The sequence below is a fragment of the Bacteroidota bacterium genome, from assembly GCA_016711505.1.
GTDB lineage: Bacteria > Bacteroidota > Bacteroidia > AKYH767-A > 2013-40CM-41-45 > JADKIH01.
In genome coordinates this window covers 96463-118443 of record JADJSV010000004.1, presented here as the reverse complement: position 1 = coordinate 118443, position 21981 = coordinate 96463, and the positions used below count along the sequence as shown (strand labels likewise).

Here is a 21981-nt window from a genome sequence, read left to right as displayed (position 1 = left end):
TTTGAGTTACATTCATTGGAGTTTATTTTTTTTATTCGGTAACAATTAACTTTTGTGTAGTAAAATAATCAGCAGAAGAAATTCTTACAAAATAAATACCCGCAGAAAATTCATCGATTGAAATTTCATTTTGTTTCGAATCAAGTTTTTTTGCAAAAACTATTTCACCTAATTGATTTAATATTTCGCAAGTTGAATTAAAGTGATCACTGACTTGAATTGTAAAAACATTCCTTGCAGGATTTGGATGAATTGAAAATCCTGTACTTCCGACTTTATCGGTTTTAAGAATTATATTCAGTATTTCAAATGTAGATTCACAGCCATTAATGTCAGTACTCACTACTGTGTAATCACCATTCAGAGTTGCAGGATAGAAATATGAATTCGCTCCACCAATAAGGCTATTGTTGTAAAACCACTGATAAGTCGCAAATCCCTGATTTGAATAAAGTGTATCGTTTATCAATGTAATATTCTGAGCCGGTGCCGTAGGATAAACATAAACAACGTTTGAAAGATTCAAAGTATCGCTGCCACCCCCATTAGAAACAATCAGTGAAACAGAATACTGACCTTGTGCAGCATAACAAACAGGATCAGGGTTATTTAAATTACTGGAGTCCACAATTGCACCATTGAAGATCCATTGCGAAGATATTGCACCCGTCGAAAGGTTTGTGAAGGTCACACACGTATTAGGACAAATTGAATCTTTATCCACTGCAAAATTTGCGACAGGCGGAGCAATGCAGTTTATTACATCAATCGCAATCGCACCACTATACAAACAACCTAAAGCATCGTATGCTGTAAATGTAATAACCGGGTTTCCCGGAGATGGAGAATTATAAGTTCCCAAAATACTGTCAACTCCGTTTGCACTGATAAAAGTTATGTCAGGATCGGAAGTGTTCCATTGATAAGTTGGAAATGTTCCAAGACCGGAATTTTCTTTCAATGTAAATGTATCGCCGAGACAAACAGGATCAGGAAATACATCTGCAACAATTGTCGGAGGACTACAAGGAAAAAGCTGAACAGCATTGTTGATCGTTGTTGCGCAAGTTCCACCGGTAATCTGAACGGCATTGGAGAGACCCAATGTAGTATCAATCAGATAAACATGAAGTGTTATGACTGACGTATCATTTGGTTGGTAAGTTGTTATTCCATCTGCCAGTCCGAGAAAAGTTCCACCCGGCAAAGAATCATACACTGCATAAACTGCATTTGAACTTAGCGTTCCACTTCCGCATCCACCACAAGGGCTACTCCCGCCATTAGATTGTACTGAAATTGAATAAGGCGCACATATACATGAACCGATGGAAGTTTTTATTGCGTCCCAACCATCACCATTACCGCCCCAACTTGCTGTCAGACAATTTTGCGCTATGAAAATTCCACCGCCATCAAATCCATCAGCACAGATATCACCTTCATTAACATTGCACATGACTTCAATTTGAGATGTTCCTTGTCCTGAAATTATCTGCCACCCTACCGGAGTAGTCCAGTTGTATGTGACCGCACCGGAAATATTTGCTGTGTAAGTGTATACAAACCCCGGACAAAGCAAGGCCGATCCGTTAACCTGAGCTCTTGAAATTGAACTAATTAGTAGAGCGAATAGAATAAGTAGTAAACTTTTTTTCATTTTATTTTTTTTGACTTTTGAAAAGTAATTAAATAATTTAAGACCGCCAATTTGGTTCTTTCAATAAAATTCATCACTTTGAACAGAGATAATTTTAACAAATGAGCTGGAGTTTCTGGGAAAAAAATACATTTATAAAAGAGCCTGATGTAACAATTATTGGAAGTGGAATTGTTGGATTGAATGCTGCCCTTTCATTAAAGTCAAAATCACCTTCTCTGCATGTTATAGTACTGGAGAAAGGATTTTTGCCGTATGGGGCCAGTACAAGAAATGCAGGCTTTGCTTGTTATGGCAGTATCTCTGAATTGTTAAATGACCTGAAAGTTCAGGATCCTAAAAATGTTTTTGATCTGGTCGAGCGTCGATGGAAAGGACTGAATCGCTTGCGTCAGATCCTTGGGGATGAATCAATAGTGTATGAACCAACAGGTGGCTATGAAGTATTCACTTCGGCAGATAGTGAAACAGCAGACTTATGCTTTGACAAAATTGAATATTTCAATCAGGAATTAAAAAAGATCACCGGCCAGGATAAAATTTATTTTGACGCTTCAAAAAAAATTCCTGAATTCGGATTCAAAGGGATAAATAAAATGATCCTGAATTCAGGCGAAGGTCAGATCGACACAGGTAAAATGATGCAATCACTTCTGGAAAAATGCAGAAAGGCCGGAGTTGAAATTCTCAATGGTGTAGAAGTTTCCAGGATAGAAAATGAGAATACAAATTGCCGGATAGATTTTAACGGAGAGTTTTCACTATTGACTAAAAAAGTACTCATTGCTGTTAATGGTTTTGCAAAAAAATTTCTGCCAGACTTTGATGTGCAGCCGGCACGAGCTCAGGTAATTAGTACCTCGCCCATTCCCGGACTTCAATTTAAGGGTAGTTTTCATTATGATCATGGGTATTATTATTTTCGGAATGTTGGAAATCGAGTACTCTTTGGAGGCGGAAGAAATCTCGATTTTGAAAAGGAGCACACAATGGATTTTGGATTAACCACACTGGTTCAAAATTCGCTTGAAGGACTTCTGAAGAATCTGATCTTGCCAGATACCGACTATGTAATTGAACAAAGATGGAGTGGCATCATGGGACTTGGCGAGACAAAGACACCTATCATTAAGATGGTAGCTGAAAATATTTATTGTGCAGTAAGAATGGGTGGAATGGGTGTAGCTATTGGCAGTTTGGTTGGAGAAGAAGCTGCAGACCTTATTTTAAAAAGCTAAACACTTCTGTTATGAACACTCAATGTTGAATGACTTTATAATCATAACTAAGCCTATTGCTTAATTATAGTAATTTTGCAATTGTTGAACTGAAAATACACGTGCCAAACAAATCAGTACTCTTACTCTTTGCTTTATTCTCCTTAGCTTTTACGGCTTGTAATCCTGCAAGAAATATTCCTGAAGGAAAATATTTAGTTGGTCGCAATATAATTATACCCGATTCTAATATTCTGGCAAAGGAAAAATTCGAACCGCTGATCAGATTAAATCCCAACCGAAAATTAATAGGCTTCTGGCGTTTTCATTTAGGGCTTTACAATATCGGTAATCATGGCAAAGACAGATGGTACAAAAAAGGGTTCAGGAGAATTGGTGAAGAACCCGTTCTGGTTGATTCACTTGCCATTGATAAAACCAAGGAGCAGTTCAAATTATTTCTGAATAAAAATGGATTCTTCAATGGTACTGTTAGTGATAGCATTAAATACAAAAAAAATAAGCGCGCTGTTATTCGATATTATATTCATTTCGACAAACCATATAATATTAACTCGATCGCTTATTCCACACTGGATACAGGAATAACATATTTTACCAATGAATTCGAAAGAACTTCATTGATCAAACCCGGAGAACGTTTCAATGAGGAGATCTTAGATGAGGAAAGGGAACGGATTACAAATGCAATTAAAGACCGGGGCTATTATTTCTTTAACAGAAATTATATCACCTACTCTATCGACACTGCATTTGGATCGAATCAGGCGAAGGTTTATTTATACATCAACAGGATCAATGAAAATATTGATCCGAAACTGATCAACAATGAATCGATCACTGATCATCAGACATTCAGGATCCGGAATATCTATGTACAGACAGATCACAATCCAAAAAATCCTGCTCTTTCAATACCGACTGATACAGTAGTTTATAAAGGAATAAATATTCTCACAACAGGCAAAGGACATATTATCAGGAACAGCGAACTGGTACGAAATATTTTTGTTTCATCTGACGAATTATATCTGCAAGAAAAACTGGATTACACTTATCGAAAACTTCAGGAACTGAACATTTTCAAATTCATCAACATTTATTTTAAAGAAGTCCCTGTCGACCAGGAGAATAAAAAAATATTTACTCGACCTGTTTGTCCAACTCACTCCAAGTGATCAGCAGGATATGACACTTGAGTCAGAACTTACCAATACCGGAGGGAACGTAGGTATTGCCGGAAGTATCGGGTACAGAAACAAAAATATTTTCAAAGGCGCTGAAGTACTTGAATTGAAATTCAAAGGTGGATTAGAAGCACTTCCCAATTTCAACGATAGCGTAGAAGATAAAAAACTTTTGTTCTTCAATACCTATGAGATCGGACCTGAGTTATCGTTAGCGTTCAAAAAAATACCATTATTTAAATTTTCACCTTATTTAAATCCGAAAACTTCGATCAACCTTGGATTTAATTATCAGGAAAGACCTGATTACAGAAGATCAGTAACCAATTTCTCAATTAACTATTCGTTATTTCTACCTCGCAGACATCGTTTTATTTTCACCTTACCGGAAATAAATTCTGTCAAAGTAAAATTATCACCGGGATTTGAATCCAAACTAGATGGCTTAAATGATCCCCGTTTGTTTTATACATATGCTACGCATATTATTTCTTCCGTACGACTTACCTATATAAACACGAATCAAAATATCACGACAACAAGAAATTTTATTTTCTTTAGAATAAATACTGAATATGCTCCCAGACTTTTTCAAATCGATCTGAAGCCTGCAGAATTTTTTAAGGTAGATTTTGATTTCAGTTATCACCATGCTGTAAATACTTTCAATAATATTGTATTCAGAGTTGCTTCAGGTGTCGGACTTCCTTTCGGAGCAAGTTCTGCATTGCCGTTTGAGAAAAGTTTTTTTTCCGGTGGTGCTAATAGTATCAGAGCCTGGAGTGCAAGAACACTTGGTCCTGGATCCTATAAGAATACAGTAAACATTGAACAAAGCGGAGACATTAAAGTAGAAGCCAATGTTGAATATCGTTCCGAGATCCTTAAACTCTCTAACGGAATTATAATTGAAGGTGCGAGTTTTGTTGATGCCGGAAATGTGTGGACAAGAAATGAAGACATCAGTCGACCGGATGGAAAATTCGAACTTCAACACATGGTGGAAGAATTAGGAATTGGTGGAGGTTTCGGTTTACGTTTCAACTTCTCTTTCTTCATCCTCCGCCTTGATGCAGCAGTCAAACTACGCGACCCTTCCTTAGAAGCAAACAAACGCTGGGTATATCCGGGACAGAAGTTTGGAATCAGTGATGTTACATTTAATCTTGCAATTGGTTATCCGTTTTAAATAAGTTTGAGTGTTGAGTATGAATGTGATGACAACATCAGATTATTCCACCCTAACGATTTCCCTTGCCATACACTTTATCCCGGTAATCACATTAATCCATTAAAAATCCCGGTTAAAAATCCCGGTTAAATTCCGGTCTTTTTTTTAGCTTTGTAGCCTTAAACTTGTAAATATGTCATATTCAAAAATAACTGAACTTCTTGGACCCGGAGCAGATCACCTTTTAAATCATACATGTAAGACAATTGCAAAGATCTGATCCATCTTCCCGGACCTGATTTTACTGATCGCATTTTTTAAATTCAAATCGTTCAAATCAGGTTATCAGAAGCATCAATCAATTATACAATCACGGTCGTTTATCGGGAAGTGGTTATATGTCAATTTTGCCGGTAGATCAGGGAATTGAACATTCGGCAGGAGCATCTTTTGCACCGAATCCAATTTATTTCGATCCTGAGAACATTGTTAAACTAAGTATTGAAGGCGGATGTAATGCAGTAGCTTCTACATTCGGAGTTTTAGGAATTGTATCAAGAAAATATGCTCACAAAATTCCATTCATTGTAAAGATCAACCACAATGAATTTCTAAGTTATCCGAATTCCTATGATCAGATCATGTTCGGAACAATAAAAGATGCATGGAACATGGGCGCAGTAGCTGTTGGTGCAACAATTTATTTTGGAAGTGAAGAATCAAAACGTCAGATCGTAGAAGTGAGTAAAGCATTTGAATATGCGCACGAACTTGGAATGGCAACAATTCTCTGGTGTTATACTAGAAACAATGCATTCAAAAAAGATGGCGTTGATTATCATACTTCAGCAGATCTGACAGGACAGGCAAATCATCTTGGAGTAACGATCCAAGCAGATATTATCAAGCAAAAATTGCCAACCAACAATGGTGGTTATACGGCGATCAACTTTGGTAAAACTCATCCGAAAGTATATAGCGAATTAACCAGTGAACATCCAATTGATCTTTGTCGCTATCAGGTCATCAACTGTTATTCAGGCAGAGCCGGATTGATCAATTCAGGTGGTGAATCAAAAGGTGCAACGGATCTTTCAGAAGCAATTACAACAGCAGTTATTAATAAACGCGCCGGCGGACAAGGTTTGATCTCCGGCAGAAAAGCATTCCAGAAACCAATGAAAGACGGTGCTGCATTATTGCAGATGATTCAGGATGTTTATCTGGAGGAAAAAATTACGATTGCATAAATGATCAAGGTTCAAAGTTCAAAGTTCAAAGTTGCCTTCGTAGCTTACTACAAAGCCAACTTTGAACTTTGAACCTTGAACTTTGAACTAAAAAAAAAAGACATGAGTTGGTTCAAACGCATAAAAGAAGGTATCACAACTTCCACTAAAGAGAAGAAAGAAACTCCGGAAGGGCTTTGGCATAAGTGTACATCCTGTAAGCATATCGTTCCTTCAAAGGATCATATATCAAGAATGTACGTTTGTGAGAAATGCGGATATCACGACAGAATTAATTCGCAGGAGTATTTTGAAATTCTTCTCGATGAAGATGATGATGCTATTGAACTGAACGAAAATTTAAGTTCAGGTGATCCGCTGAATTTTGTGGATACAAAAAAATACACAGACAGAAACAGAGAATCTCAGAAGAAGACCGGATTAAAAGATGCCATTCGTACTGTAGCCGGAAAGATCCACGGTGAAGGAGTTGTAATTGCGTGTATGGATTTCACTTTTATTGGCGGTTCAATGGGTTCAGTTGTCGGCGAAAAAATTTCCCGCGCAATTGATCATTGTCTGGAAAATAAATTACCACTCATTATAATATCAAAATCCGGCGGAGCCCGGATGATGGAAGCTGCATATTCCCTTATGCAAATGGCCAAGACTTCTGCTAAATTAACGCGACTTGCTGATGCAGGCCTACCCTACATATCATTATTGACGGATCCAACCACAGGTGGAGTTACTGCCTCTTATGCAATGTTAGGCGATTGGAATATCTCCGAACCCGGCGCACTAATTGGTTTTGCCGGACCACGCGTTGTAAAAGAAACGATCGGAAAAGACCTTCCAAAAGGTTTCCAAACTGCCGAATTCGTCCTCGAACACGGCTTTTTAGACTTTATCGTCGATCGTCGGGAGCTGAAAGCGAAATTGGGGCAGGTTTTGGGGATGCTAAGGCAGTAGTTAAAGGACTAACAGTTTTTCAGGTCAAAGGTCAAAGGTCACTTTCTTCGTAGGTGATCATATTTATTTGATTCAGAGTAAAATAACTGAATAACTACTAGCCAATTTTACCTTTTACCTCTGAGATTTTACCAAAAAAAATCAACCTGATTCATTGATTCAAAGGAAAAAACCTGAATAACTTCCGTACTGAGCGACCTTTGACCTATGACCTTTGACCTTTTCCCCTACAAGGCAATGACAATAAATTAATAGAATTCCCTCCCATTTGTTAAAAAAACCTTGCAGATAATAATATAAATAGTAAATTTGCACCTCATTTTAAAAGAAATAAGTCATTACCAATGAAATTAACGTCAGCAGGAAAAAAGGAAATTTTCAAAAAATTTGGTGGTTCTGAAACCAATACAGGATCAGCTGAAGGTCAGATCGCAATGTTTACAGAGCGTATCACTTTTATGACCGGTCACCTACAGGTTAAGAAAAAAGATTTCGCAACACAGCGTTCACTAATTCGTTTAGTTGGAAAGCGTCGTAGCATCTTAGACTATCTTCAGAAAAATGATATCGAGCGTTATCGTAAGATCATCGCTGACTTGAAGATCAGAAAATAATATTGAAAAAATAAAAGTAATAATGGAAAGGCAATTCTTGGGATTGCCTTTTTTAATTTGTAATAAATAAAGCTGCAAAATGTCAAAAGGAATCGTAAAAGAATTAGATCTCGGTAACGGCCGAAAAATTACCGTTGAAACAGGACGTCTGGCTAAACAAGCTGATGGCTCCGTAGTAGTTCGTTGTGGAAACGCAATGTTATTAGCAACAGTAGTATCTTCAAAAGATGCGAAAGAAGGAATTGATTTCCTTCCACTCTCTGTTGATTATCAGGAAAAATTTTCATCAGTGGGACGTTTTCCCGGTGGATTTCTCAAGAGAGAAAGCCGCATGTCTGAATATGAAATTTTAACAAGTCGTTTGGTTGATCGTGCACTTCGTCCGATGTTCCCAAGCGATTACCACTCCGACACACAAGTGATGATCACATTGATCTCCGGTGATGTAGATGTACAAACTGATGCAATGGCAGGTTTTGCTGCATCATGTGCAATAACTATTTCTGATATTCCATTCAATGGCCCGATCTCTGAAGTTCGTGTTGCCCGTATAGATGGAAATTTTATGATCAATCCTTCAACAACAGAGATCGCGAAAGCAGACATCGATATGATCGTTGCCGGAAATCATGATAGTATATTGATGGTGGAAGGTGAAATGCAGGAAGTAAGTGAAATGGAAATGCTTGATGCAATCCGTTTTGCTCACGAAGCGATCAAACTACAATGTCAGTTTCAGGTTGAGTTCCGTGCACTTTGCGGAAACAAAGAAAAGCGTGAATATTCTCATGAACTGAGTGATGAAGCATTAAATAATCAGATCGCAAAATATTGTTACGATAAAGCTTATGCATTGGCAAAAAGCGGAAATCCTGACAAGCACGCCCGCTCTGCTGCATTCAAAGCATTGCATGATGAATTCAAAGCAACACTTCCTGCAGAAGAACAAATATTAAAAGCAGGACTGATAAAAAAATATTTCCACGATGTGGAAAGTGATGCAATGCGTAATTGCATTTTAGCAGAAGGAATTCGTCTGGATGGACGTAAAGGAACTGACATCCGCGCAATCTGGTCAGAAGTAGATTACCTTCCTTCTACTCACGGTTCAGCGATCTTTACACGAGGAGAAACTCAATCATTGACAAGCGTAACACTTGGAAGCAAGCTGGATGAGCAGATGATCGATACTCCAAACAAAGAAGGTTCAACAAAATTCTTATTGCATTATAACTTCCCGGGATTTTCTACAGGTGAAGTAAAACCAAACCGTGCTCCGGGTCGTCGTGAGATCGGTCATGGTAATCTTGCCATGCGGTCTTTGAAAATGGTTTTACCATCAGATGCCGATTGTCCTTATACAATCAGAGTTGTATCCGATATTCTTGAATCAAATGGTTCATCATCTATGGCAACTGTGTGCGCAGGTACATTAGCTCTTATGGATGCCGGTGTTCAGATCCGTAAACCTGTTTCAGGAATTGCAATGGGGCTGATCACAGATGGTAAAGGTCGTTTTGCAGTATTGAGTGATATCCTTGGTGATGAAGATCATTTAGGTGATATGGATTTCAAAGTTACAGGAACTGACAAAGGTATCTGTGCATGTCAAATGGATCTTAAGATTCAAGGATTGCCAATGGACATAATGGTTCAGGCATTGAATCAGGCGAAAGATGGTCGCTTACATATTTTGAATGAGATCAAGAAAACACTTTCTGCTCCGCGTTCAGATTATAAATCACATGCTCCTCGTATTGAGAAAATGGTTATTGCTAAAGAATATATTGGTGCGGTAATCGGACCAGGTGGTAAGATCATTCAGGAAATGCAACGTGAAACAAATACAACTATATCAATCGAAGAAGTAAACAATGAAGGTATCATTGAAATTTCATCGGTAGATAAATCAGGAATTGAAGCAGCAAAAGCGCGTATCCGTGCGATCACTGCAACACCTGAAGTTGGTGAAGTTTACGAAGGCAAGGTTAAAAACATTATGGATTTTGGCGCATTCGTTGAATTCATGCCGGGTAAAGACGGACTTCTTCACATTTCTGAGATCAGCTGGAACAGAATTGATAAAATGGATGGAGTTTTCACTGAAGGCGAAAAGATCAAAGTTAAATTGATCGAAGTCGACAAGAAAACAGGAAAGTTCAGACTATCCAAAAAAGTTCTTGACCCACGTCCGGAAGGAATGTCTGAAACAGCACCTGGTCAGGGTGGTGGTGGCGGTGAACGCAGACCACAACGTCGTCAACCGAACTAGTGAGTAGTAAGTGGTGAGTAGTAATTAGCACCGCTTTCTTTATTACAGATATAATACTTAAAAGGAGCAATTTCTTGTGAATTGCTCCTTTTTTTATTGCTCTAATCAAGGTGAGAACTTTAAATTTTGTAAGTGTTGCTACTCACAACTCACCAATTACCACTCACCATTTTGTAATCCAATCAACATCCTCCTTCGCAAAACCAAAATATTATCCAATTTAACTACTGACTATCAATATATCTTGCACTTTTACATTGTTCTTTCAGTTTGTAAGTTGTGCTAATTACTACTTACCACTCACCACTCACCCATTTCTCAAAAACGTCCCATTTTCATAAATCCGCCCGATTTTTTAAAAAATCCTGAAACTAAACGAAAACAGTAGCGTTTCACCAATGTATTATTTTTCCAAAATCAACAGAAAGTTAGCATGAGACAACTAAAAATTACCAAACAGGTAACTAATCGCGAAACAGCGTCATTAGATAAGTATTTACAGGAGATCGGTAGGGTCGAACTTATCACAGCTGAAGAAGAGGTTAGGCTAGCTCAGCAGATCAAGAAAGGCGACCCGAAAGCATTGGAGCGATTAACGAAAGCAAATTTACGTTTCGTCGTTTCAGTTGCTAAACAATATCAGAACCAGGGATTGACACTTGGCGATTTGATCAATGAAGGTAACCTTGGATTGATCAAGGCAGCACAACGATTCGATGAGACACGTGGTTTCAAATTCATCTCCTACGCAGTATGGTGGATCCGTCAATCGATTCTACAGGCATTGGCTGAACAATCTCGTATCGTTCGTTTACCATTGAACAAGATCGGTTCGATCAATAAGATCAACAAGACATTTTCAAAATTAGAACAGGAATTCGAACGCGAACCATCGACAGAAGAAATTGCAACAGCAATGGAACTGACGGTAGATGATATCAAAGACGCAATGCGTACATCAGGCCGTCACATTTCAATGGACGCTCCGCTGACGCAAGGTGAAGACAGCACATTGATCGATGTACTTGGTGACGACGATCAGCCTCACCCCGACTCTTCTCTTATCACAGAATCACTTCGTCGTGAAGTTGAGCGTGCGCTTTGCACATTGACAACGCGTGAAGCAGATGTGATCCGTTTATACTTCGGACTTGCTGCCGGCGAACAACCCCTGACACTGGAAGAGATCGGAGAACGTTTCGACTTAACAAGAGAACGTGTTCGTCAGATCAAAGAAAAAGCGATCCGTCGCTTGAAACACACTTCAAGAAGTAAGATCTTGAAGACCTACCTAGGCTAAGATGCCCCATACATAATCAAAAGTGAAAAGAGCCGTACAGAAATGTGCGGCTTTTTTTGTTCTTTGTTGTGAAGGATTTTGAATCCTTTGCTCTGAGCTATGGAAACCGCTGCGAAGGATTTTCAATCCTTTGCTTTCGAGCTATGGATTTATAATCCATCAGTAAAAGCTAAACCTGTTTCAATCAAATTATAATCGTAAAAAATCATATAGCAAACGAACTTCCCTAAAACCGAAAAGTTCCTTCCAGGATGACGGGTCGCCATTTCATTTATGTTGGATTTGCGGAAAAAATAAAAAAGCTATTATTGCCTGTGGCAATAATAGCTTTTTTATTTTTTCCGCAAATCCAACACTACTTCGACATACAAATTGTCATCCTGGAAGGACCTTTTTGGTTAAGGTACAAAGTTAGAAAAGAGGAAAAATTAATAATTGGCAATTGAAATTTAATGGATCCCGCTGCGAAGGATTTTTAATCCTTTGCCCCCGAGCTATGGATTTATAATCCATCAGTAAAAGCTAATCCTGTTTCAATCAAATTATAATAATAAAAAATCATATAGCAAACAAACTTCCCTAAAACCGAAAAGTTCCTTCCAGGATGACGTGTCGCCATATTATTTATGTTGGATTTGCGAAAAATTAAAAAGCGATTTTTGCCTTTGGCAAAAATCGCTTTTTAATTTTTCGCAAATCCAACACTATAACCACCATTAACAGTCATCCTGGAAGGACCTTTTCGGTTATTAAGGTACAGTGTTCTGTAAGTGGAAAATTAATAAATGGGCAAATGAAATCCAGCTGCGAAGGATTTTCAATCCTTTGCTTTCGAGCTATGGATTTATAATCCATCAGTAAAAGCTAATCCTGTCTCAATCTTATTGTAGTCATAAAAAATCATATAGCAAACGAACTTCCTTAATAACCAAAAAGATCCTTCCAGGATGACGGTCTACCATATTATTTATGGATGATTCTCGGAAAAGAAAAAAGAGATTAATTGCCGATGGCAATTAATCTCTTTTTTCTTTTCCGAGAATCATCCACTACACTTCTAATCGAATGTCACTCTTTAATCCATCAAAATCATCCATTCACCAAATAAAAGCCTGCCGCCATTTTCATAGTTTATTTATTATTATCTTTCCTGAATTAAGATTTTTCTTAAAGACCTAATAAAAACACTATGAAGAAATTCCTACTATTTATAATATTTTCAGTATTCATCTCAACACAAGGATTTTCACAATCATGTGCAAATGATTCAGTAGTTGGAAAAACTTATTTTGAAAACGACAATGGTGATTTGACAAGAACAATTAGTATTGATTCTTTTGACCTGACTAACGGAAAAGTCTATAGTACTTTTATTGATTTAATTAACAATCCCATTCCTGTCCGTACGAACGGAAACTTTGTGAGAAGACTTCTCTCCTACAATGCTAATAGTGATACACTGGAATATAGAGAAGCACTAGGAACAGGTACCGGTTATACTGATGTGAGAAAAATTGAATTTAATTATAACCTGAATAACAAATTACTTTCAAGGGTTGATTCAAGATGGAACGGCAGTGCATGGATGATCGCAATAAGTGAAGTCTGGACAATTAATGGCTCAGGACATATTTTGAATTATCTGGTTTCCGATTCTACCGGAAATATTCTGCAAAAAAATTATTCTTATTCCGGAAATCAACAAGTTTCTGTTTTACTCCAAAATTATATTAGCGGGAATTGGTTGAATGTTGAACAATTTCTAATTACCTATCTGCCATCCGGGAATCGGGATTCTCTTTATTTACAAAAATGGGACACAAGTTTAAATCTCTGGATAGATAGTCTGGAAGGAAGTTATAATCAGACAACCTATTTAGCTGATTTAGTCAGATACATGTACTTTCCCGGAGATACCATTACATATTCTGTCGACAGCTTAAACAATGTTGTTAGAATGGTTCATCAAATGTTAATGAGCAACCAGACAGTCGAAACCACTACATGGAATTACTTTCATGAGAATCTGAAACTGGTCAGTTTTCATGTATCTGCTGCATATTCCTATTCGGAAAATTACACTTATGATACTGCGGGAATATTACTTCGAAGAAACACTTCATCTAATTCACCAACTTCAAGTTCCGGTTCAAATGATACTTACGATAGTTTGGGAAATCCTTTAGAATATAGATCATCATTTGGTTCTGGAGCTTCAGACAGAAATTCAAAGGCAACTTTTACATATTCAACAGATAATGGTTTAGCACTTGCATATATTCCTGTTGAAGATTATACTCTACTGACATGTCAAGCTGATTCTACTTTTTCAATTCCGTTGATCTCGGGAGCATGTGGACCCTACACAATAAACTGGAGCCCATCGATTGGATTAAGTTCTGATACTGTTCCAAACCCGACCATAACTTTTCAGGATTCAATTTCCTATACAATAACAATAACCGATAGTATAGGACAAAGTGCATCCACTATATTTACAGTTGAACCTGATTATAAATTAAGTATTTCATTCGACACTACTCTATGTCCTGGTTGTCCTGTAATGTTATCAGCTACATCCGGATATTCAGATTATAAATGGTACAGAAATGACACTTTAATTAGCCAGGGACAGAATTTTCTGGCAATAGAATCCGGAATTTACAGAGTTGAAGCGTCAGGTTACTGTGACCTTAGTTCCAATTCAGTAGTACTTACTTTATCAGGGCTGACGAGAATTCGGGGACATGTTTATCTCGACATGGATTCTGATTGTGTTTTTAATAATGCTGATCTGAACTTAGTCAGGTATGGAACTACACCATTCTTAATTCAACTACAGCGACAAAATTATTCTGCTTTGATAAATACAGATAGTGCCGGCTATTATGATATTCCAATTGATACAGGAAATTTCAGGATCTCAGTGATCAATCCCTCTAATATATTTATGTACTCCTGTCCTGATTCAGGAGTAGTACATGTTTATGTTCCAGCATACGGTGATACGGTTACCGGAAATGATTTTGGATTAAAGATCAGATACAGTTGTAATCGAATGAGTGTAAATGTTTCTGCGTCCAGATTTCAACCATGCAGTAATGAAACAATTAATGTAAATTATTACAATGAAGGTTCAGTTGATGAAACCAATCCGGTCGTTAATCTTCGACTACCACTTGAATTAATCAATATAACATCATCTGAAACCTTTACAGTTCTTTCTGACAATACTTATCAATTTTCTCTGCCTCCACTTGGAATCTTGGGAATTGGTAATTTCAGTTTATCAGCGGATGTAATTTGCGATCCCACAGGGCTTCAAGGTGCAACATTATGTATAGATGCAGAAATTACTCCAATAAACTTTTGTTCACTAGAACCAGATAGTGCCTGGGATGGAAGTTATATTAGAGTATATTCATCTTGTGAAAATGATTCAGCATGCTTCACAATACACAACTATGCTAATCCTGGAAGTGATATGGACATGCCTTCAGTCTGGAAATTGTATGCCGATAATTTATTGATTCAACAAGGAACATTTCAGTTACAATCGGGAGAAGATACTGCACTTTGCTTTTCCAGTGATGGAAGAACATACAGACTTGAAGCTGATCAGACCGATTCTTTTCCAACAACAGGAATTCCTGATGCAAATGTTGAACGTTGCGGAGTTTTACAATCCGGATCAAACTATTCATTAAATTATATTCTCCAGTCACCACGAAACAACTCCCTGCCTTTTCAAAAAACTTATTGCGCTCCAGTCTTCAATTCCTATGATCCAAATACGAAATCTGTAAGTCCTACAGGATATGGATCCAGAAGAATTTTTCATCCTGATGAAAGAATTACCTACAGGATAGATTTTCAGAATACTGGTAATGACACAGCATATATCGTTAAGATTACAGATGATATCACTTTTCATTTTGATCGTACTACAATACAAATTATTTCATCATCACATCCATATTCCTTTTCAATTGAAAACCATAAGATGACCTGGTTATTTGACCAGATATTATTACCGGATAGTAATGTCGATGAAACCAATAGTCATGGTTATGTTGAATTCAGCATAAAAGTTAAATCCAGTACACCTCAAGGAACGTTAGTTTCTAATACTGCTAACATCTATTTTGATTTCAACAGTCCGATCTATGCAAATTCACCCTGGGTCAAAATCTGTACGCCCGAATCTCCAACCATTTCCATTTCGCAAATTTCTGATTTTTGCGCAGGTAATGTAACAATTGGTTCAACTTTACAATATCCCGGAAATTCTCCAATTATAAAATGGTATATTAATGGAATATATTTCCCATTTAATGGAGATACAATTACTCTTTCAGGCTTAAATTTAAACGATCAGATACAAGCAAAACTCTGGAGTAGTTCCCCATGTTCAATTTTTGATTCAGTTAGCAGCAATTTTGTGCTGCTCTCAAATTCACTTCCTACAATTAATTATTCATGGCCGGAATTAGTGTCCAGTCCTGGTACAGCATATCAGTGGTATCTAGACAGTGTTATGATTTCAGGAGCAATAAATCAAACTTATATTCCGCTAGCGAGTGGTAATTATCAGGTTCAAGTTACGGATACTGCGGGATGTAGTCAGCTTTCACCTGATTTTCCTTTTGTTTTCACCGGACTTTCAAATGTGAAATCAGAAAACTTAAAGGTTTATCCGAATCCATCAAGAGGTAAATTCAGAGTTAATACAGCACCGGGAAATAAGATCATATCTATCAAAGATCTGACAAACCAATCCATTCTTAATTTTACTACTTCAGAAAACAGCATTTTCATAAACTTACCGGAAAACATTTCTTCAGGTGTCTATTACCTGATTGTAAGGAATGGAGAAGAAATAAGTTATGAAAGAATTATTGTTCAACCTTAACAAATTTTATTACAGCTGCGAAGCTGCGAAGGATTTTTAATCCTTTGCTTTCGAGCTATGGATCCTGCTGCGAAGGATTTTTAATCCTTTGCTTTCGAGCTATGGATCCCGCTGCGAAGGATTTTCAATCCTTTGCTCCCGAGCTATGGATTTGCAATCCATAATTAGAGCTAATCCTGTAGCAACAATTGCAGCACTAGTAGATCACTTCTATCAAACGAACATACTTATAACCGAAAAGATCCTTCCATGATGAAAGGCTGCCATATTGTCTATGTTGGATGTTTGGAAAATGGTTGAAAAAGAAGACACAAAACTTCAAAGGAATTTATTCAATCCCCCCTAAATCCCAACTTTTTATTATCTTTCCACTTAGTATTATTTTCAAATTTTATAATCCGCCCAATGAATAGATTTATCTCCATTGCAATTTTATCAATATTACATTTTACCAATTGCTTTTCGCAGACATGTGGTAATGATTCTGTAGTTACAAGATATACACAAGAAAAAAACAACGGAATCAGAACAAATAAAATTTATGTTGACTCATTCGATTTAACAAATGGACGTGTTTATTCTTCAGTACATAATATCTCAAATAATACATCGGGTGGGATAATTCGCACTCAAGGAACATTTGTCAAAAAACTTATCTCATACAATGCTCTTCATGATACAATTGAATATGTGGAACTACAAGGCACAGGAACTGGATTTGCAGACCTGAATAAAATCGAATTTTCTTATACTCCATCAGTAAAACCATTGTCAAGAATCCACGTCACACTGGAACGGAAGTATCTGGACAATTTCTAAAAGTGAAGTCTGGACTTACAACGGTTCAGAACTTATTCTGAATTATATTTTGTCAGACTCGACAGGTTTTATTTCTCAAAGAAATTATTTCTATTCCGGAAATCAGCAGACATCCATTCAGTTTCAAAACTATTCAGGAGGAAGTTGGAGAAATATTGAACGATACCAGATTACCTACAAGTCAAGCCGGTTTAAGGGATTCACTTTTTCTTCAAAGATGGGATCTTCTTTCAGGACTTTGGATAGATAGTATCCATGCAGAGATATGACACAGTTAGTTACTGTCTTTCATTGAGAGAGATGATTTCGCTAAAAACGATTCTGTCTTTTACATTATCGATTCGCTTAACAATATAATATACTATTCACATCACTATTATTCAGGTACAGATTCTGAGAGCTACTCATACGATTATTTTAATAATCATCTGAAACTTGTATCATACGGATCCCATTCTGCATTTCCCCAAAATACAAGTTATACATATGATGTTTATGGTTTGTTAATGTTTGAGAATTTCATGCATATTCTAATACCGGTTCAACTTTGGTATATCATCTATATGATAGCCTGTCTAATCTGATTAATTATGAACACAGTTCCGGATATATAACAGGTGATACTTATGAAAATACTTCCTATGCCTATTCCTCTGCTACTCATATATCTTTAGCCTACGCCTATTCCACAGACACATGGAATGGGTTATCATGTCAAGGCGATTCAATAATTGCTTTTCCAATCGCTGCCGGTGGTTGTGGACCTTTAACATATTCCTGGAGTCCATCAATAGGATTAAGCGCCGATTCGATTGCATCGCCATTAGTACTTTTTAAAGATTCAGTTCTCTATACAATAACTGTCACAGATACTATCGGACAAACTACTACTACTACTTTTCTTGCCGATCCCGATCGCAAGTTGACTATCACATTTGATTCGACATTATGTTCCGGTTGTCCTGTTGAATTACATGCAACTCCAGGGTATACCTATTACTACTGGTACAGAAACGACACTTTGATAATAGACGGTAATCAAAATTTCATAGCTATCGAATCCGGAAGATACACTGTCAGAGTAAATCAATTGTGTGCACTTATTTCAGATCCAATTGAGTTGACATTAAATGGTTATACCAGAATCAAAGGACATGTTTACCTCGACAAAGATTCCGACTGCGTATTTAACAATGCAGATATCAATCTTGATTTCTATGGACCTACTCCATTTCTTGTAAAACTTGAAAGACAAAATTATTCTGTAATTGTAAATACAGATAGTTCAGGAAATTATGACCTTCCTATTGACACTGGGAATTTCAGAATTTCACTTTTAAACCCATCAAATTTGCTGGAATATTCTTGCCCGGATTCAGGTGCAATTCATGTTTACATTCCAAATTTTGGAGATACGATTTCAGGAAATGATTTTGGATTAAAAACGAAGTATAGTTGTAACCGGTTACGGGTTGTAACAACATCATCTGCATTCAGGCCATGCAGTAATTCAACAATTTCTGTAACCTGTTTCAATGAAGGTTCGGAAGTTGAAAATAATCCGGTTGTAAATCTGCGGTTACCAAATGAATTGAGCAACATCTCATCATTATTTCCTTTCACTGTTCTCCCAGATAATGTTTATCAGTTTTCATTGCCACCTATACTAATCGGAACACATTTTAGATTTTCTCTTTCTGCCGATGTGGTTTGCGATCCGGCAGGATTACAGAATGCAACTCTTTGCATTGATGCAGATATTAGTCCCGTCACTTTTTGTTCGTATGAGCCGGATAGTTTATGGGATGGCAGCTATATCAGAGTATTTTCTTCGTGCGAAAACGATTCATCATGTTTTACTATTTATAACATTTCTGACACGAGCAGTAATATGGACTCTCCATCCAATTGGAGATTATATGCCGATAATGTTTTAGTTCAACAAGGCAGTTTTCAACTTTTAGCAGGTGAAGACACTACGCTATGTTTCATCAGTGACGGTAAAACAATGAGACTTGAAGCCGAACAAACAAATTTATTTCCTGTTACCGGAATTCCGAAAGCAAATATTGAACGATGTGGTCCATTACTGAGTGGACAGTCATATTCATTGAATTATATTCTGCAATCGGCTCCTGACAATTCAGTACCATTTCACTACACTCATTGTTCAGTTGTCAGAAATTCTCTGGATCCAAATGAAAAGTTAGTCACACCGATAGGAATTGGTACTGATAATATAACTGAACCTGACGAAAGATTTACATACCGCATCAATTTTCAAAATACAGGAAATGATACAGCCCATTTTGTAAAAATAGTTGATCAATTAAATAACAACTTTGATCTCTCAACAATTCAATTACTTTCATCATCTCATCCATACAATTTTAGTTTGATTGATCATGAGCTTATCTGGCAATTTGATCCGATATTACTTCCTGACAGCAATATCGATGAAGCAAACAGTCATGGCTTTGTTGAATTTAGTTTAAACCTAAAACCGTCAGTTTTTCAAGGAGCTCAAATAACTAATAGTGCTCAGGTATTTTTTGATAGCAATAGTCCTATCGTCACAAATATTACCAGAAATAAAATTTGCACACCTGAAATACCAACCATAAATATATTTCCGGTTACAGATCTTTGCTCAGGCAGAATTTCATTTACTTCTGCAATGCAGTTTGAGGGAAGTTTTCCGGTAGTTAAGTGGTATATAAATGGTTCATATTTCACTACTGATCGGGACACAGTAGAATTCCAGGGACTCGGTTATAATGATATTATTTCTGCAACTTTAAAAAGTAATGCAACCTGTTCGCTTAACGATTCTGTAACGAGCAATTTAGTTCAAATCACCGGTTCAGCACCGACAATATCCTACTCATGGCCGACATTAACTTCTACGCCCGGTAGTTCATACGTGTGGCTCTTAAACAATCTTATCATTGCAGGTGCAACAAGTCAGACCTACACTCCTACAGCATCCGGAAATTACAGTGTACAGGTTACGGATTCTACAGGATGCTCATTCTTCTCATTGGCATTTCCGTTTATTTATACCGGAACACCCGAGAACATTTCCAATTCTACAAAGGTGTATCCCAATCCATCCAATGGAAAATTCATCGTTGAAACAATTTCCGGAAACAAATCAGTAACCCTCATCGATTACACAGGCAGATCACTCATGCAGTTTGACACCAAAGAGAAAAATTTCACAATCGACATTTCAAATAAATTTTCTTCCGGGATTTATTATTTGATAATTCGTTGTGGAGATGAGGTGAGTTATGAAAGAATCATTTATCAGCGCTAGCTGCGAAGGATTAAACGCTGCGAAGGATTTTTAATCCTTTGCTTTCGAACTATGGATTTATAATCCATGCTGCGAAGGATTTTCAATCCTTTGCTCCCGAGCTATGGATTTATAATCCATCAGTAAAAGCTAAACCTGTCTCAATCTGATTGTAGTCATAAAAAATCACATAGCAAACGAACTTCCTTTATAACCGAAAAGATCCTTCCAGGATGACGGGTCGCTATATTATTTTCGGTTTTTAAGGTATACTGTATGCAAATAGAAAAATTTAAAAATTAGTTTATCAAAATTCATCATCAACAATACAATATTAGATGAAAATGATTTTGAATTCTTAGCCCTGACCTTAGATCAAAGGTTCATTCCGAAATCCGCATTCCGAAATCCGAAATCTTTACATCGTCTGCTTTAACATCCGGATCGTCTCCACAGGATCCTTACTAGAAAAAACCGTATTCCCCGCCACAAAAACATCCGCTCCGGCTTTCAATAGTGCGGAAGAATTTTTCAGATCCACCCCACCGTCGATTTCAATTTTTGCTTTTGAGTTTGATTTCACGATCATCTCTTTCAGCTCAGAGATCCTTGCATAAGTACGCTCGATAAATTTTTGTCCTCCGAATCCGGGATTCACACTCATCAAACAAATCAGATCGATTTCAGCGATCACATCGATCAGCGATGACACAGGTGTATGCGGATTGATAGCAACACCGGCTTGCATGCCAACTTGTTTTATCTGCTGGATCGAGCGATGCAAATGAGTAGATGCTTCAATGTGCACAGATAAAATATCAGCACCGGCATCCTTGAATTGCTGAATGTAACGCTCAGGTTGAACGATCATCAGATGAACATCCAATGGTTTCTTCGCATGTTTCTTCAATGCAGCGATCACCGGAAATCCAAATGAAATGTTTGGAACAAAAACGCCGTCCATTACATCCACATGAAACCAATCTGCTTCACTGTTGTTGATCATTTCAATATCACGCTGCAGATTTGCAAAATCGGCAGACAAAACGCTGGGGGCTACAATGACTGACATGTTTTTTTTATTTATCGTGAAGAGGAATGAAGTGAAATATTAAATGAAGTGAAATATTAAATGAGGTGAAATGAAGTGAAATAAATATTAAATGAAGTGAAATGAAGTATAATGAAGTAAAATGAAGTGAAATATTGGCACCTGCAAATTTCTCATTTCAATTCACTTCACTATAATTCTCTTTTAAATTCATTATACTTCTTTATCTTCATTTTACTTCATTTCACTTCTTTATAT

12 protein-coding genes and 1 pseudogene are annotated in these 21981 nt (G+C 37.1%); 11 read left to right on the top strand and 2 right to left on the bottom strand.

Annotated features, from left to right (window positions below; translation table 11 throughout):
• Nucleotides 1-31: 31 nt before the first annotated feature.
• Nucleotides 32-1660 carry a T9SS type A sorting domain-containing protein gene (locus IPL24_08545; GenBank protein ID MBK8363721.1) on the bottom strand — a complete coding sequence of 543 codons (1629 nt, stop codon included), beginning with the start codon at nt 1658-1660 and terminating at the stop codon, nt 32-34.
• A gap of 101 nt (nt 1661-1761) precedes the next feature.
• Here IPL24_08545 and IPL24_08540 point away from each other — a divergent pair, with 101 nt between their 5' ends.
• The 11 genes and pseudogenes from IPL24_08540 to IPL24_08490 all read left to right on the top strand — a co-directional run bounded on the left by IPL24_08540 (nt 1762) and on the right by IPL24_08490 (nt 20693).
• Nucleotides 1762-2898 carry an FAD-binding oxidoreductase gene (locus tag IPL24_08540; protein MBK8363720.1) on the top strand — a complete coding sequence of 379 codons (1137 nt, stop codon included), beginning with the start codon at nt 1762-1764 and terminating at the stop codon, nt 2896-2898.
• Between the two features lie 101 nt (nt 2899-2999).
• Nucleotides 3000-4076, top strand: a complete 1077-nt coding sequence (locus IPL24_08535; protein MBK8363719.1) for a hypothetical protein — start codon at nt 3000-3002, stop codon at nt 4074-4076.
• 10 nt (nt 4077-4086) lie between these two features.
• Nucleotides 4087-5274 carry a BamA/TamA family outer membrane protein gene (locus IPL24_08530; protein MBK8363718.1) on the top strand — a complete coding sequence of 396 codons (1188 nt, stop codon included), beginning with the start codon at nt 4087-4089 and terminating at the stop codon, nt 5272-5274.
• A gap of 175 nt (nt 5275-5449) precedes the next feature.
• Nucleotides 5450-6506: pseudogene (locus IPL24_08525) on the top strand (class I fructose-bisphosphate aldolase).
• 102 nt (nt 6507-6608) lie between these two features.
• On the top strand, nt 6609-7457 hold the full coding sequence (locus tag IPL24_08520; protein ID MBK8363717.1) for an acetyl-CoA carboxylase carboxyltransferase subunit beta: 849 nt from the start codon (nt 6609-6611) through the stop codon (nt 7455-7457).
• A gap of 344 nt (nt 7458-7801) precedes the next feature.
• Nucleotides 7802-8071: a 30S ribosomal protein S15 gene (rpsO, locus tag IPL24_08515; GenBank protein ID MBK8363716.1), complete on the top strand. Its 270-nt coding sequence runs from the start codon at nt 7802-7804 to the stop codon at nt 8069-8071.
• A 79-nt stretch (nt 8072-8150) separates the two neighbouring features.
• Nucleotides 8151-10343: a polyribonucleotide nucleotidyltransferase gene (gene pnp, locus IPL24_08510; GenBank protein MBK8363715.1), complete on the top strand. Its 2193-nt coding sequence runs from the start codon at nt 8151-8153 to the stop codon at nt 10341-10343.
• A 433-nt stretch (nt 10344-10776) separates the two neighbouring features.
• Complete coding sequence (locus IPL24_08505; GenBank protein ID MBK8363714.1) at nt 10777-11643, top strand: sigma-70 family RNA polymerase sigma factor; 867 nt, start codon at nt 10777-10779, stop codon at nt 11641-11643.
• Nucleotides 11644-12832: 1189 nt separating this feature from the next.
• Nucleotides 12833-16555 (top strand): T9SS type A sorting domain-containing protein, encoded by a 3723-nt coding sequence (locus IPL24_08500; GenBank protein ID MBK8363713.1) that lies wholly within the window; start codon nt 12833-12835, stop codon nt 16553-16555.
• A 405-nt stretch (nt 16556-16960) separates the two neighbouring features.
• On the top strand, nt 16961-17374 hold the full coding sequence (locus tag IPL24_08495; GenBank protein ID MBK8363712.1) for a hypothetical protein: 414 nt from the start codon (nt 16961-16963) through the stop codon (nt 17372-17374).
• Between the two features lie 547 nt (nt 17375-17921).
• Nucleotides 17922-20693, top strand: a complete 2772-nt coding sequence (locus IPL24_08490) for a T9SS type A sorting domain-containing protein (protein MBK8363711.1) — start codon at nt 17922-17924, stop codon at nt 20691-20693.
• Between the two features lie 397 nt (nt 20694-21090).
• On the opposite strand, the gene IPL24_08485 is transcribed toward IPL24_08490, so the two are convergent.
• Nucleotides 21091-21744 carry a ribulose-phosphate 3-epimerase gene (locus IPL24_08485; protein ID MBK8363710.1) on the bottom strand — a complete coding sequence of 218 codons (654 nt, stop codon included), beginning with the start codon at nt 21742-21744 and terminating at the stop codon, nt 21091-21093.
• Between the last annotated feature and the right edge of the window lie 237 nt (nt 21745-21981).